This window comes from Rufibacter sp. LB8, assembly GCF_014876185.1.
Lineage (GTDB): Bacteria > Bacteroidota > Bacteroidia > Cytophagales > Hymenobacteraceae > Nibribacter.
The window spans coordinates 239218-254475 of record NZ_JADALJ010000001.1; the positions used below are offsets into that span (position 1 = coordinate 239218).

Sequence of the window (15258 nt, forward strand, 5' to 3'; positions counted from 1 at the left end):
GAGTAATAGCAGTCCCGAAGGTACGGGTTGACGGCAATTCTTAGGCATACGCAGGTTTAAAAGCGTGGTTCACCGGTTATCTTGCGCCCAGTTTTTCCCGTAAGGCATTACAAGTTTGAAGTACCAGCATGCAGAACCTAACCAAGGACCTGAAATCCTTTTACCATAGCCAGCATTTCTCAGACGGCCTTAGGGTCACCATTGGCGTGTTGTTGCCCGCCCTGCTGTTTTCGGCCATGGGCCAATTGATGACCGGCGTAACCGTGGCTTTGGGCGCCATTGGGGTCAGCCTGGCAGATACGCCGGGGCCGGTGGTGCACAAACGAAACGGAATGATGGTGGCCATTGTGGTGTGCGGCGCCGCGGCCCTGCTCACCGGTTTTGCCCGTCTGCACGTGGTCACGCTGGGGCTGGAGATTCTGGTGCTCAGTTTCTTGAGTTCCATGCTGGTGGTGTACGGTTTGCGCGCGTCGCTCATTGGTTTGGCTGCTTTGCTGGTCTTGATCTTGACCATGGACCGCGAGCTGGAACCGTTGCAGATTCTGGTGTACAGCGGATACGTGCTATTGGGAGGGGGGTGGTATCTGCTGTTGAGTTTGGTGAGTTACCAAGTGTTTCCGTACCGAGCGGCGCAGCAAGCCCTGGGCGAATGCGTGTTAGAGGTAGCCAAGTTTTTGCGTTTTAAGGCTTCGTTTTACAAACAGAGCCCAAACTGGGAAATGCAGTACCGCCAATTGGTGAACCAGCAGATTCTGGTGAGCGAGAAAATGGATGCCATGCGCGAACTCCTGTTCAAAACCCGCCAGATCATGCAGGAGTCCACACCTAAAGGCCGCGCGCTGGTGCTCACGTTTATTGATTTAGTGGATTTGTACGAACAGATCACTGCCATTCAATATGATTATGCCACCATGCATGACACTTTTGGCCAAACCGGAATTCTGGAGAAAATTGCCGATCAGGTAAAAGCCCAGGCCCAGGAGCTGGAGACCATTGGGCTGGCGGCCCAGGCCAATGCCCTTCCTAAAACGGCGCAAGACCAGGTAAAACAGCTGGAAGAATTAAAGCTCGCCATTGATGCGCTGGGGCAAATCCAACCGGACAGAAGCACGCTGGTGCTCAAAAAAGTGGTGGTCAATTTAAGGGCCATCGGGCAGCGGTTGAACATCATGCGCACGTATTTTACGGAGCAAACCAGCCCGCAGGTGCTGAAAGAGCGACTGCTGGATGTCAATTTGTTTGTGAACCGCCAAAACCTGTCGCCGCGGCTGTTTTTAGACAACCTCACGTTCACGTCTTCGGCGTTCAGGTTTTCAGTACGGGTAGCGTTGGTGGCTACGTTTGCCTTTGTGCTCATGCAAGTATTCCCGTACGGGCAGCACAGTTATTGGGTGCTTCTGACGGTGATTGTGCTCTTGAAACCAGCCTACAGCCTAACCAAAAAACGAAATGTGGAACGCCTGTTGGGCACCGTGATTGGCGCGGCGCTTGGGTTGCTGGTATTGTTTCTGGTAGAAAACCACACGCTGCAGTTTGTGTTTCTGGTGTTGTTCATGACCGGTTTTTACATGGTGCAGCGCATCAATTACATGCTCAGCGTGATTTTAATGACGCCCTTCATGCTCATTCTGTTCAGTTTTCTGGGTGGCGGCGGCTTGATAATTGTGCAGGAACGCATGGTAGACACGGTCATTGGCTGCGCCATTGCATTTTCGGCCACGTACTTTCTTTTCCCCAACTGGGAATCTAAGCAGATCAACCAATTCTTGCAGAAGGCCTTGCTGGCCAACCTGAAATACCTGCAGGTGTTAGCCAAGAGCCTGGCTGGGAATACCGTTACACCCCTGGAATATAAACTATCGCGCAAGCATGTGTATGTGCACGCGGCCAACCTGTCTGCGGCGTTTCAGCGCATGACCGGCGAACCCAAAAGCAAGCAGCAGAACAGCGGCCTGGTGCACGAGCTGGTGGTGCTCAACCATGTTATGTCGTCGTATATTGCCACGCTGGTGTCTGAGCGAATGGAACAGGCGAACCTGCTTATCTCAGAGAATTTCCTGAAAACATGCCGCCGCGCGCAAGGGTCTTTGGTGGAAGCGCTTAAAAAACTGGAAGCCCCCGCCAATGACCTGGACCTGGAATCTGTGACGGTGGCAAATCCAAAACCGGCCGCCGCGCCAACCTCTGAGGAAGAACAGTTGCTCACCGACCAATTGGAATTCATCAGGAAGGTCTGCGCTGATATTCAGCGGTTAACAGAAAGCATGGCAGCGCCCAAGGCCAGTTAAAAATCAAGTGGAATAGTTGGAAGTGCGCGGGAATTATCATACCTATGTAGCTACATGAAATAAAGGCCGCTACCAACACAGCAAACTAGGCCGCGTATACCTTCTTGACCGCAACGCTTTTTAACCTAACCAACACTATACTATGGCACAAACTAAATGGGTTTTAGACCCCACGCACTCAGAAGTTCAATTCAAGGTAAAACACCTCATGATCACCACCGTGACCGGTTATTTCCAGACGTTCAACGTGGAGGTAGAAACCGACGGTGATGCGTTTGAGACGGCCTCACGCGTGGAATTCTCCGCTGACGTGGACTCCATCAACACCAATAACGAGCAGCGCGACACGCACTTGAAATCAGCCGATTTCTTTGACTCAGCTTCCCACGCACAGGTGCTTTTTAAAGGCAGCCGCTATGAGAAAACCGGCGAAGGCAGCGCCAAACTGCACGGCGACTTGACCATTAGAGGTGTCTCAAAACCCGTAACGGTAGACGTGGAATTTGGCGGCATTGTGGTAGACCCCTACGGCCAAACCAAAGCCGGTTTCACCGTGACCGGAAAAATCAGCCGGAAAGAATTTGGCCTCACCTGGAACGCCGTCACAGAGGCGGGCAGCGTGGTGGTGAGTGATGACATCAGGCTAAACGCCGAAATCCAATTGGTGAAGCAGGCCTGACAAACCTGAATATAAACTGAAAACGGCGGTTTCCTGTGAAGGAAGCCGCCGTTTTTTTGTCTTCGCACTTTCCGTTTTCGGGCTCATTTCTGAAAATGAAGCCGAAAACGGAAAAGAACGTTTGGCCTGTTTTATGGCAGCAGTTCAGTGACGTGCAGTTGTATGTTCTCGCAGATGGTGTCCAGGGGCAGGTCATTGTCATCAGTGCCGAAGGGATTCTCAATTTCCTCGGCAATCAATTCCAGACTGGCGAACGCGTAGAGAATCAAAACCACCACCGGCACCACGTAATACCCCATGCTGAACACCCAGCCAAAGGGCAAGGTCATGACGTAGAAAAATATGAATTTCTTGATGAACACGCTGTAAGTGAATGGAATGGGTGTGTTCTTGATGCGCTCACAGGCGCCGGTAACCTCAGTGAACGTGCGCAATTCCTCATTAAGCAACAGCAGCTGCGCCGTGCTGAGCGAACCCGATGAGTGCATGTGATGGAGTCTGGCGTACAAAGCGGCGGCAATGCGGTTGGGCACGTGCTGGCCGGCGGCCTTGGCGGTCAGGTCATCTTCCTCCACATATTCCTCGTTTTCCCGCAGGTGACATTTGAGGGCCCGCGCAAACCTGGGAATCAGGCGCTTGAAATATTGGCGGTCAGTGGGGTCTGCCACGCAGGCCTGGAGTTTCATGGCCAAATTGCGCGAACTGTTGGTGAGCGTGCCCCAGATTTTCCGGCCTTCCCACCAGCGGTCATAGGCGGTATTGGTCCTGAACACCAGCAGCAGCGAGATCACAAACCCGAGCACGCTGTGCATCTGGCCCACATTCTTGAGGTTGTTAGACTCCGCCAGGTTGAGGTAGGTAAGTTCCAGGTACGCAATAATGCCCGCGTAAAAACCCACCAGAATAAGCAAGGGCAACAGCCGCCGGAACGTGTCTGACTTTGAGAATCTAAAGATAAATGTCACCCACTCTTTGGGGTTGTAATTGATCATGCAGCGGTGTGTAAATAAGCAACTCTCAGCAAAACCTAGCAGCGGTTCACAGCCGCTACCCTTTGTCGAAAAGTTGAAATTAGTGTTTTCCGGGAAAAAGCGCTTCCGTTTTCGGGCTCATTTTCAGAAATGAGGCCAAAAACGCTACGGCTGAATTTTGTTGTACCTAATTTCTGAAAACAGCGTTTGGCAGCTTGGCCCTTTAGGCGATTGTACATAAAACCCCACGTGCATCTGGTCTGGCCGGTGGTACACAAACTGCCGAAGCACGGTCCAAGAGGTGCCGTCTGTGGACATGTAAAACGTGCCCACGTTGCCTTTTTTCAGAATCCGTAAATAGATTTCACGGGCTGCGCCAACAGAAAAATAGCTGTCATCTGTGCGGGAATTCTCTACCACTGAAAGTCCCAACACAGAACCGGAACCGGTGTTTTGCAGCAAGACCTTCGCCCAGTTGCCGGTATCTGTCCAGATGAGGAGCGCGCCGCCGTCATAGAGGTTGTCATGGCTGGGCGCTACTTTCGCAGAAAAGTCGAAGTTCTGGTCTGGCGTGAATAAAAACTTGGGTGCATTGCTTTTCTGGAACGCCGCGCTGGCCGGGTTGTGCAAATCAGTGTTGCCTTCGGCTGTAAGCAAAACAGAATTCTCTGATAGCACTTTCACTTCACTGGGCTTGTCTAGCACCTGGCACACAAACGGAATGGCTTTTACCTGAAATGTGGCCGGCGTTTGACCAAGAGATGTTTCTGGTATGAAGCAAACCATTAACAGCAAAAGCAACAATTTCAGACGCGTAGTTGTCATGGGCAAAAAAGTAGGCATTGGCGGCAATGTTTGAGGAAATTTGAAGTTTTGCAGTTTCCGTTTTCGGGCTCATTTTCAGAAATGAGCCCGAAAACGGAAAGTTATAAAAGCACCAGATTAAAGATACGTTTTCAAGGTTCAGGATTTTCAATTTCGGCAGGCTTTTACCTTACAGAAACCAAGGCTCCTTCGCGGAAAAACTGACAGAAACCAGGCCGCCTTTTTGCACGGTTGGGTGCAGCATTCTGGCTACTAAGATTGTGTCTGTCACATGGATTTCGGCTTCCCAAAAACTTCCGAAAAACGTCAGGGCCAGCACTTCACCGGTAGCGGCGGGAAGATTAGTTGTGGGTGAAATCTGGATATTTTCAGGCCGGAGAAAGAGGCGTTTCTGCGCGTTTTTTGCCTCGCTTTTTACACCAAGTTTGGCTGCTAATTCGGCTGAAACCAAGTTGTATTTCCCGAACAAACCTGCCACGTATTCATTGGCTGGTTGGTAGTAAAGGTTTTGTGGGCTGGCTTTTTGTACCAGTTGGCCCTGTTGTAAGACCAGAATCTCATCTGCCCAGGAAAGCGTGTCCTGCGGGTCATGTGAAATCAAGAGGCAGGTAATGTCCAGTTGGTCGCCTATGTCTTTGATGACCTGTTTGAGCGCATTTTTATGAACGGTGTCCAGGTTAGAAAAGGGTTCGTCTAGGAGCAGCAGTGCCGGCGACGTAGTGAGCAACCGGGCCAAGGCAATGCGCTGTTTCTCACCGCCAGACAGTTCATCTGTACGGCGCTGGAGCAAATGTTCTATCTGGCAAATGTGGTAGATTTCCTGGGCTTCTTGTTCATCTAAAGAATTGGCGTAGCGCAAAGCCTGCTCCACACGCAGAAACTCGGGCAACTCAAAGTGCTGCGACAGGTAGGCAATGCCCGGGTGGCCGGCGACCAACTGTTCCTGGGGGCCAAACACGCGTTCCTCCTCAAAATACACCTGACCGCTGCTGGGCTGCACCAAACCGGCAATGATTTTGAGCAGCGTGCTTTTCCCGGAACCGGTTTCGCCGGCAATGGCCACCTTCTGGAACTGGTTTTGGGTGAAACTGATGTCCTGTAGAATATCGCCCTTCCCTTGGTTGCTACTTATATTTCTGACTTCTAGGAAAGGCATTTCTAATGGTTTCTGATGGAAAGAATGAAGTGTTGGCTCTGGTTTAAAACGGAAGGCATTTTACGAAAGCGACATCCGGAACCAGGTATACAACAGCGCCGAAATATAGAACCCGGACAGCAGGGTAGAGCCAAGTTCAGGGTTTACAAACGCGGCTAAAATGGCAACCGCACCCAAAACCCCAATGGCTGAAGCCACATAGAAAGATTTTTTCCTTGATTTTTTATTAGACAATTGCAGCGTGCCCGCCACCGGGAACAACATGCCCAACAACACCACGCCTATGGGAATGGCCTCTTCGATCCTAAAAATCTTGTTCACCGCCAAAGCGGAGATTCCGCCCAGGAACAAGGCTAAAAACAAGTTGGAGCCCTTGATTTCTTCCTGGTTCAAAACCATTCTTCCGTAGCGGTTAAACCGAAGTAAGGTGTTGAAAATGAGGTCTGAGAACCAGGAGAAAAAGACCAGCATCAAATAAAACGGCAAGAGCAAGGGCATGACCCGCACCAAAACATAGACGCCAATAAACAAGGCCCACCTGGCCGCGCCACTGATGGAGGAGATCTTAAAGCTGAACTGCAAAAAGGCCCGGTACACCCAATATTTCGCTTTCAGGGCTTCTAACAACCCTTCGCGGGCGAACTCTGAGGTAGGGTCTAGGCGCAGCGCTTCCTGAAAATGCTGCAAGGCCAGTTTGTGTTCGTTCTGCTCCAGGTACACCCAGCCTTGGTTGGCATGGGTTTCATGGTTCTCTGGCGCATGCTGAAACGCATTAGTAAACGATTGATTGGCCAGGTTTTTCTCGCCCAGGCGGTTTAAGGCGCGGGCCTGCAGGTTCAGGCAATCTACGTCTTCGGGGTCCAGGGCTAAGCCTAGATTAGCAGCATCTAAGGCCTTTTGCCAGGCGCGCCGCCTGAAATGGATGTTGCCTAGTATGTGGTAAAAAGCCGCTTCCTCAGGGTCTAATTCCAGGGCTTCTTTAATGGCAGCCTCGCTTTCTTTCAGGCGATCTTCATCAAAGTGGATGACGCTCAAAATATAATGGGCGAAGGCTAAATCTGGTTCCTCGGCAATGGCGAGTTGTGCTTCTTGCTGGGCCTCTTTGAATTTCTTGAGGTTGGCCAGGCAAAGCGCCAGGTACGCGTGGTTGAGGGCGTTGTGAATATCCTGGGTGAGGGCGCTGCGCAGTTCTTTTTCGGCCAGGTCAAACTTGCCCTGCTGAATAAGCAACAGGGCCCGGCTTTGGTACATTGCTTCCATAAAAGTTATTTCTTTAGGCCCAGGTAGTCCAGGATTTCGTCATACAGGCCGTTTTCATTGGAGTACAACGCGTAGTTGCGGGCCGTCCCGAACCATTCTTTGGTAGAAGGCCGCACCTGGTCCACCGCTTTGCTCAAATCATTCTGCTCCAGCGGCAGCGCCACGCCTTTTTTCATGGATTCGCGCAGCTTTTGCTCCACGGCCACGTCTACCACGGCTTTCAAATCTGCCCCGGAGAAATCTTTGGCTTTTTTGGCGAGGGCCTCGGTGTTGAGTTTGTGGGTGGGTTTGCCTTCCAGCATCACGTCCAGAATAGTTTGGCGGGCCGGTTGGTCGGGTGGCGTCACAAACACAATGCGGTCAAAACGCCCCGGCCGCCGGAACGCCGAGTCCATGTTCCAGGGCGTGTTGGTGGCAGCCAGAATCAGAACGCCTTCATTAGAATATTCTACGCCGTCTAGCTCAGACAAGAATTGGTTGATGAGGTGCCGGCCGCCGCTTTTGCGCATATCGTTACGGCTGGCGCCCAGGGCGTCTACTTCGTCAAAAAACAACACGCAGGGTGCCTGGGCGCGGGCCAGTTCAAAGACCTGGTGCAGGTTTTTCTCTGAGTTGCCAATCCACATGTCCAGTATGTCATTGATGCCCACCGAGATAAACGACGCGTTCACCTCACCGGCTGTGGCGCGGGCCAACAAGGTTTTCCCGCAGCCCGGCGGACCGTACATCAGGATTCCGCCGCCAATTTTCTTGCCGTAGGCCTTGTACAAATCTGGGTGCTTTAGCGGATGGATGATTTTCATCTCAATCTCCTCTTTCACCTTTTCCATGCCGCCCACATCTTTGAATTTGATGGTGGGTCTTTCAACCTGGCTGCTGGTTTCAATGGCCTGCGCTTCTGAAGGCACTTTCAAGTCTTGGGCCGATACGCCGGGGTGCGCCTGCGCCATAATTTCTGCCTCCAATGCCGCATCTTGCAAACCGGGGTTTTGGCTGGTGGCCTGGCGGTATTTCTCCAGGGCTTGTTCCGGTTCTTGCGTGGCCAGCAGGAGGCGGGCGTGCAGCAAATCCACTTCGGCGGGGCTATAATCTGAGGTGTGCAACTCTTCTACCACCACAAACGCCGCTGAGTATTTGCCGCGTTTGAAAAAGGTTTGAGCCAGCTGCAATTTCAGGGAATTATCTTGCGGGGCGTGGGGCAAGGCCAGGAGTAAGTGAGCTTCGGCTTCTTCCAGCTTGTTAAGCTTGGTATAAATAGCAGCCACGTGTTTGCGTAGCGGCACATTGTCGGGTGAAAACGATAAGGCTTCCAGCAAGGCGGGCAGCGCGGCCTCTTCAGATGGGGTCATGGGTTGTACGCTTGATTTGGTCTTGTTAAGGTACCACTATTTTTTAAGTTGAGCCAACGGGGCAGCGGCAAAACCCGCTCCGTTTCCGTTTTCGGCCTCATTTCCAGAAACAAGGCCAAAAACGGCTTACTTTAACCTTCCAGCCTTCCGGCGCATAATCTCCTGCACCGGCACGTTTTCAATCTTGCTTTCCAACCAGGAAATAATGTCCAGATACAGGAATGGGCGGCGCTCAAACGGATTCTCTGAGATGGCAATCAATCGTTCTTTCAGCTCTGCAAACGCATCGCGTACCTGGTGCGGGGCAATGCCGCCCACGTTGCGTAGAAACTTGAAAATCTCCACCTGCATCTGCTGTTGGTTGTCCATCTTGCCCAGGAAATGGTAGACGGTTCGTATCTGGTAATCCAGGGTGTCATCGTCGTAGCCGGCTTCGTAGTGGGCAATCAGGTTTAAGATACGGGCGAAGCATTGCAGGTCCTCGCGCAAGCTGGTGTTGCGGTGGTGGATGACTTTGTTCAGATATTCAATCGCCTTCTTGAAATTACCGCTCCCAAAATATAAACTGGCGATTTTGTAGTAAAACACCAGCATGCGGTGCGGGTCCAGCTGCGCCTGAAAACCTTCCAGGTTCTGCAGAACGCCTGGAATCACCTGCAGGCCTTCGGTGAAGTTGCCCTCCAGAAAGTAGGCGTTTATTTTATTGGTGGTGAGGTACAGGAAGAGCAGCGTGTCAATGTTGGCGTTTGATTTCCGCTTGGGGTCGGCGGCAAATTCCTCCAGCTGCTGCAGCACCGCCGTGAATTTGGAATGGTACAGCAAGTTGTAGAGGGCGTTGAGCAGGTTGTGCATGCCCTTGATGTAGAGCACCGGCCGGCGCTCCTTCATGTGCGGGTACTCGTCAAACAAATCTACCCACTTCTGCGCGGCGCGGTAGCAGTTCCTGAAGTCCTGAATCATCAGGTAATACCACACGTGCGCCTGGTGGAAGTATAGTTTCTCGTAGAAGCCCGCCCGCTGGTTGTCTATTTCGGGCAGGTTCTCCTGGAAAAAAGTAGTGATGGAATCATAATCTTCCTGATTGCGGGCCAGGCCGACTTTCAGGTACAGGCCGTACAGCCGCAGCGCCACGTTGGAGAGCCGGTGCATCTGCGCGATGTGCGTGGAAACGGCGGTGGCTTCCTGGGTCAGGCTATCGGCGCGGCCGCTTAAACTTCTGGTAATGTACTGACTCTCAATTAGTTTCTCAAAGTCGATGGCGGTGAGGGCGATGTGGGGCAATTCATATTCCAGCGCCGTCACTTTCACCTTGTCCAGCATTTTCAGGCTCTGCTGGTAGAAGCCTTTATTATAGAGTACGCGCGCGTAGTCTAGTTGCTCGTGCAGTTGAATGTCCAGGTTCTGGGCGGCATGGTAGGTTCTGAGGCTGGAGAGCAGGTGTTTGTATAGGTTGTTTTTGAGGTTAGCCAACTGGGCTTTCTTAATGCTGGGCACCTGCTTCAGCACCTTTTCCTCGTTCAGGCTTTCCTGCTGCTCCAAGGCGTCAAAGAGCTGCAGGAACTTGAGGTCCTCGCTGGAGCCGCTCTTGTTGGTGAACAACCTGAAATGGCGTTTCTCAGAGGGCGTCAGTGATTTTATCAATTGAAAAATGGGGTCAATATTTTGGCTGGGCATTGTAACTGAAAAGGACGTAAAATATTGATTTTCAAGTTGATGGTTTTGTAAATAGACCTCTTGGAAATAGTAAACTGGCCTAAAAAAGTTTTTCGGGATGGCAGAACTACCTGCTTCTTTGTAAAGAACAAGAAGCCAAAGAAACAATGTCGGTCCAGAAGATACAAATATTTGATACAACGCTGCGCGATGGGGAGCAAGTACCCGGCTGCAAATTAAACATGGATGAAAAGTTAATCATCGCGCGGCAACTGGAACTTCTGGGCGTGAATGTAATAGAAGCAGGCTTCGCGGTTTCCAGCCCCGGCGACTTTGCCGCCATCCAGGCCATTGCGGCCCAAACCAAGGAAGCCACGGTCTGCGGCTTGTCCCGCGCGGTGGAAAATGATATTAAAGTGGCCGCCGAGGCCTTGAAAAGCGCCCGCTATCCCAGAATTCATACGGGCATAGGCACCTCAGATTCGCACGTGAAATACAAGCTGCGCACCACCCAGGCAGATGTGATTGAGCGCGCCGTCTGGGCCGTAAAGTACGCCAAAAGTTTTGTGGAAGACGTGGAGTTCTACGCCGAAGACGCTGGCCGCACCGACAACGAGTTCCTGGCCATGGTCTGCGAAGCCGTTATCAAAGCGGGCGCTACCGTCTTGAACATTCCAGACACCACCGGCTACTGCCTGCCCGAAGAATACGGTGCGAAGATAAAATACCTCTACGAGAACGTGCGCGGCGTGCAGAACGTGACCCTTTCCACGCATTGCCACAATGACCTGGGTTTGGCCACCGCCAACTCCATCGCCGGCGTGGTGAACGGAGCCCGCCAGATTGAGTGTACTATTAACGGGGTAGGCGAGCGCGCCGGAAATACGGCGTTGGAGGAAGTGGTTATGATTCTCCGGCAGCACCCTTATTTAAAGTTAGACACCAGCGTAAATACCAAGCTTTTGACCGAAACCTCGCATTTGGTGAGTCACATGATGCGCATGAACGTGCAACCCAACAAGGCCATTGTGGGCGCCAACGCCTTCGCGCACAGCAGCGGCATTCACCAGGACGGTGTCATCAAGCACCGGGAAACCTACGAAATCATCGACCCTAAAGAAGTAGGAGCTGAGGATTCTTCCATTGTTTTAACCGCCCGCTCTGGCCGCGCCGCGTTGGCCTACCGTATGCAGAAGTTAGGTTATGCCCTGGAGAAAGAAGCCCTGGACAAAGCCTACGCCGCTTTTTTAGCCGTGGCCGACAAAAAGAAAGAAGTAGTAGACGAAGACCTCCACGTGATGGTGGAGCAGGACAATTTAGTTTCGGCTACCTAACCACTCTCTGTCATCCTGAAAGGAACTTGTGGGCGAACGGTAATACCGGAATTTAGAAACACAAAACCCGCCCACAGCATTAAGAAGCACAACCAACAATGGCAAAAACATTAGTAGATAAGATTTGGGACGCGCACGTAGTCAAATCCATTCCGAATGCTGGTTTGGATGTGTTTTACATTGACCGCCACCTGATTCATGAAGTAACCAGCCCCCAGGCTTTTGACGAGATAGAAGCGCGCGGCTTGCCCTTGTACCGCAAGGAGCAGATTGTCGCCACCGCTGACCACAACGTACCTACCAAAAACCAGCATCTGCCCATTCAGGAACCCATGTCCCGGTTTCAGGTAGATAAATTGACGGAGAACTGCGCCAAGCACAACATTGAACTGTATGGCCTGGGCCACCAGAAACAAGGAATCGTGCACGTGATTGGGCCAGAATTGGGCATCACCCAACCGGGCATGACCATCGTTTGCGGCGATAGCCACACTTCTACGCACGGTGCCTTCGGGGCCATTGCCTTCGGTATTGGAACCAGCCAGGTGGCGCAAGTATTCGCCTCGCAGTGTCTGTTGGTGAGCAAGCCCAAAAGCATGCGTATTACGGTGAACGGAGACGTGAAACCCGGCGTGAGTGCCAAAGACATTATTCTGTATGTGATTTCAAAGTTGGGCACCGGCGGCGCCACGGGCTATTTTGTGGAGTACGCCGGCAGCGCGTTCCGCAACCTGAGCATGGAAGGCCGCATGACCGTCTGCAACATGTCCATTGAAATGGGCGCCCGCGGCGGGCTGATTGCGCCAGACCAAACCACCTTTGAGTATTTAAAAGGCCGTGAGTTCGCGCCCAAAGGCGAGCGCTGGGAGCAGGCCGTAGCATACTGGTCTACTTTGTTTACCGATGAAAGCGCCGCTTTTGACCAGGAATTCACTTTTCAGGCGGCAGACATCGCGCCCATGATTACGTTCGGGACCAACCCGGGTATGGGCATGGCGCTGAACGCTTTTATTCCCATGAACGTGGCTGCCAGCGAGCAAGCCAGCTACCGGAAATCATTGCAGTACATGGGCTTCGCCCCTGGCGAGTCGTTGCTGGGCAAGGAAATTCAGTATGTGTTCATCGGGTCCTGCACCAACTCCCGCATTGAAGATTTGCGCCAGGTGGCCAAATACGTGCAGGGCAAGCAGAAAGCCGCGCACGTAGAGGCCATCATTGTGCCGGGTTCCAAGCAGGTAGAAAAACAGGCCATTGAAGAAGGAATAGACAAAGTGCTGGCCGCCGCCGGTTTTGAACTACGTGAGCCCGGTTGCAGCGCCTGCCTGGCCATGAACGAAGACAAAATTCCGGCCGGGGCCTACTGCGTCTCTACCTCTAATCGCAATTTTGAGGGCCGTCAGGGACCCGGTTCCCGCACTTTATTGGCAAGTCCACTGGTGGCTGCCATCACGGCCGTGGAAGGAAAGATTGTGGACATCACCCAATACCTGAATTAGGCGCTAACTGCAGACCGCTGTTCGGGATTTACCAATCCCGAACCACTCTGTCGGGGATTTACCAATCCCCGTGGCAAGAGATTAAAAACGGGGATTGATAAATCCCCGACAGAAGACATCCGGATTGATAAATCCGGATGAGCAGAAAGAAGCAAAAGCAAAAGCCATAAAGAGTTTTAAAATGGTTCTCGTGAAGGCGATTTTTAGCACGAGTAATCATCCCCCAACCCCCTTCAAAGGGGGACGACCAAATAAAGAATTGTAAAGTGCTTTGTTGCACATAAGACAGTTAAATGGAAAAGTTTGAGATACTTCAATCCACGGCGGTTCCGCTGCCGATTGAGAACATAGATACTGACCAGATTATCCCGGCACGCTTTTTAAAGGCCACCTCGCGTGAGGGCTTCGGGGAGAATCTGTTCCGCGACTGGCGCTTTGACAATGCCGGCCAGCCAAAGGCGGATTTTGTGCTGAACAACAGTCGGTACAGCGGCAGAATATTGGTGGCGGGCAAGAACTTCGGGTGCGGCAGCAGCCGGGAACACGCCGCCTGGGCCATTCATGATGCCGGGTTCAAGGTGGTTATCTCCAGCTTCTTCGCCGATATTTTCAAAGGCAACGCCCTCAATAACGGCTTGTTGCCGCTGCAGGTGAGCGATAAAGTTTTGGTCAGATTGTTTGCCCAGCTAGAAGCCGACCCGCAGACCAAATTGGTGGTGAACTTAGTGAACCAGGAGTTGGAGGTGCCGGTGTGGGAAGAGAAAATCCCGTTCCAGTTGGACGCTTACAAGAAAGAATGCATGATTAACGGCTATGACGACATTGACTTTTTAGTCAACCAGAAGCAGGCCATTGAACAATACGAAAGCACCAGACCATGGGCATATTAACCAAAAGAATAGCCGTGTTACCCGGCGACGGCATCGGGCCGGAAGTCTGTTCCGAGGCCTTGAAAGTGTTGCAGGCGGTGTCGGAGCGGTTCGGACATCAGTTTGAGCTGGACGTGCAGCTGATGGGCGCCTGCGCCATTGACGCCACCGGCGACCCGCTGCCCGAGTCTACCCTGCAAGCCTGTTTTGAAGCCGATGCCATTTTGCTCGGAGCCATCGGGGACCCGAAATACGACAACAACCCCGCCGCCAAAGTGCGTCCGGAGCAAGGTCTGTTGCGCCTGAGAAAGTCCCTGGGTTTGTTCGCCAATATTCGTCCGGTGACCGCCTATGACGTGCTCCTGGGCTATTCGCCGCTGAAAGCTGATAGAATCTCGGGTGTGGACATGGTGATTTACCGCGAGTTGACCGGCGGCATTTACTTCGGCGAGAAAGGCCGCACCGAACACGGCGCGTTTGACAACTGCTTTTATTCCAAAGAGGAAATTGAGCGCATTGCGCACCTGGCCTTTAAAGCGGCTACTACCCGCCGCAACAAACTGACCCTGGTAGACAAAGCCAACGTGCTGGAAACCTCCCGGCTTTGGCGCGAAGTGGTACAGCAGATTACCCCGGAATACCCCAGCGTGGCCGTTGATTATTTGTTCGTGGACAACGCCGCCATGCAGATGATTTTGAACCCGCGGCAGTTTGACGTGATTCTCACCGAGAACATGTTCGGTGATATCATTTCAGACGAAGCTTCGGTAATTGCGGGTTCGTTGGGCTTGCTGCCCTCGGCCTCGGTAGGGGAGACCGCCGCGTTGTTTGAGCCCATCCACGGATCGTTCCCGCAGGGCAAAGGTTTGGGAATTGCCAATCCCATCGCCACTATTCTTTCCGTGGGGTTGATGCTGGAGCATTTTGGACTGTTTGAGGAAGCTGCCCTTGTGAAAGAAGCCGTGGATTACGCCCTGGAGAAAAACGTGCTCACCCCCGAACTCAACAGCGAGCGCCCTTTCACCACCGAGCAAGTCGGCACCTTCATTGCCGATTACGTGCAGGAAGGCGGCGAATGTTTCCGGCATCTGAAAGAGGTACAGTTTGGCTTGACCACTATTATTTAGCCCCACCCCAACCCCTCCCCAGCGGAGAGGGGCTTTCCGCCGAAGCGTTTTCGGCCTTATTTTCAGAAATGAGGCCGAAAACAGAAGCATCAATAATCTAAAACTGACTCCTCGGTCTGTCAGGGGACAGACTAAGGAGAAGAAGAAAACCTGTTTTGGCTCTTATTTTCAAAAACAAGGCCAAAAACGCAATACAATTAATACAACGCTTTATCTCAAAGCCCCTCTCCGTTGGGGAGGGGTTGGGGTGG

At 52.3% G+C, this 15258-nt stretch carries 12 protein-coding genes; 6 read left to right on the forward strand and 6 right to left on the reverse strand.

Annotation, left to right across the window (positions count from 1 at the left end; translation table 11 throughout):
* Positions 1-128: 128 nt before the first annotated feature.
* Positions 129-2288, forward strand: coding sequence for an FUSC family membrane protein (locus IMY23_RS01020; protein ID WP_192820267.1), 2160 nt, complete (start codon positions 129-131; stop codon positions 2286-2288).
* A 142-nt stretch (positions 2289-2430) separates the two neighbouring features.
* Positions 2431-2967, forward strand: a complete 537-nt coding sequence (locus IMY23_RS01025) for a YceI family protein (RefSeq protein WP_192820268.1) — start codon at positions 2431-2433, stop codon at positions 2965-2967.
* A gap of 131 nt (positions 2968-3098) precedes the next feature.
* Here the strand turns inward: IMY23_RS01025 and IMY23_RS01030 are convergent, their stop codons facing one another.
* The 6 genes from IMY23_RS01030 to IMY23_RS01055 form a co-directional block, all read right to left on the reverse strand.
* Entirely contained in the window at positions 3099-3959 is an 861-nt protein-coding gene (locus IMY23_RS01030; protein WP_192820269.1) for a bestrophin family protein, read from the reverse strand.
* 144 nt (positions 3960-4103) lie between these two features.
* Positions 4104-4763, reverse strand: coding sequence for a DUF1349 domain-containing protein (locus IMY23_RS01035; RefSeq protein ID WP_192820270.1), 660 nt, complete (start codon positions 4761-4763; stop codon positions 4104-4106).
* Positions 4764-4932: 169 nt separating this feature from the next.
* Positions 4933-5919, reverse strand: a complete 987-nt coding sequence (locus IMY23_RS01040; RefSeq protein WP_192820271.1) for an ABC transporter ATP-binding protein — start codon at positions 5917-5919, stop codon at positions 4933-4935.
* Positions 5920-5979: 60 nt separating this feature from the next.
* Entirely contained in the window at positions 5980-7179 is a 1200-nt protein-coding gene (locus IMY23_RS01045) for a lipopolysaccharide assembly protein LapB (RefSeq protein WP_192820272.1), read from the reverse strand.
* Between the two features lie 5 nt (positions 7180-7184).
* Positions 7185-8528, reverse strand: a complete 1344-nt coding sequence (locus IMY23_RS01050) for an ATP-binding protein (RefSeq protein ID WP_192820273.1) — start codon at positions 8526-8528, stop codon at positions 7185-7187.
* 126 nt (positions 8529-8654) lie between these two features.
* Positions 8655-10169: a hypothetical protein gene (locus IMY23_RS01055; RefSeq protein ID WP_225986366.1), complete on the reverse strand. Its 1515-nt coding sequence runs from the start codon at positions 10167-10169 to the stop codon at positions 8655-8657.
* Positions 10170-10348: 179 nt separating this feature from the next.
* On the opposite strand from IMY23_RS01055, the gene IMY23_RS01060 reads away from it, so the two are divergent.
* The 4 genes from IMY23_RS01060 (at position 10349) to leuB (ending at position 15007) form a co-directional block, all read left to right on the forward strand.
* A complete protein-coding gene (locus IMY23_RS01060; RefSeq protein WP_192820275.1) occupies positions 10349-11515 on the forward strand; it encodes a 2-isopropylmalate synthase in 1167 nt (388 codons plus the stop codon).
* A gap of 98 nt (positions 11516-11613) precedes the next feature.
* Complete coding sequence (gene leuC / locus IMY23_RS01065; protein ID WP_192820276.1) at positions 11614-13011, forward strand: 3-isopropylmalate dehydratase large subunit; 1398 nt, start codon at positions 11614-11616, stop codon at positions 13009-13011.
* Positions 13012-13304: 293 nt separating this feature from the next.
* Positions 13305-13901: a 3-isopropylmalate dehydratase small subunit gene (gene leuD / locus IMY23_RS01070; RefSeq protein ID WP_192820277.1), complete on the forward strand. Its 597-nt coding sequence runs from the start codon at positions 13305-13307 to the stop codon at positions 13899-13901.
* Positions 13889-15007: a 3-isopropylmalate dehydrogenase gene (leuB, locus tag IMY23_RS01075; RefSeq protein WP_192820278.1), complete on the forward strand. Its 1119-nt coding sequence runs from the start codon at positions 13889-13891 to the stop codon at positions 15005-15007. Before leuD ends, leuB begins: the two co-directional genes overlap by 13 nt.
* Positions 15008-15258: the final 251 nt, after the last annotated feature.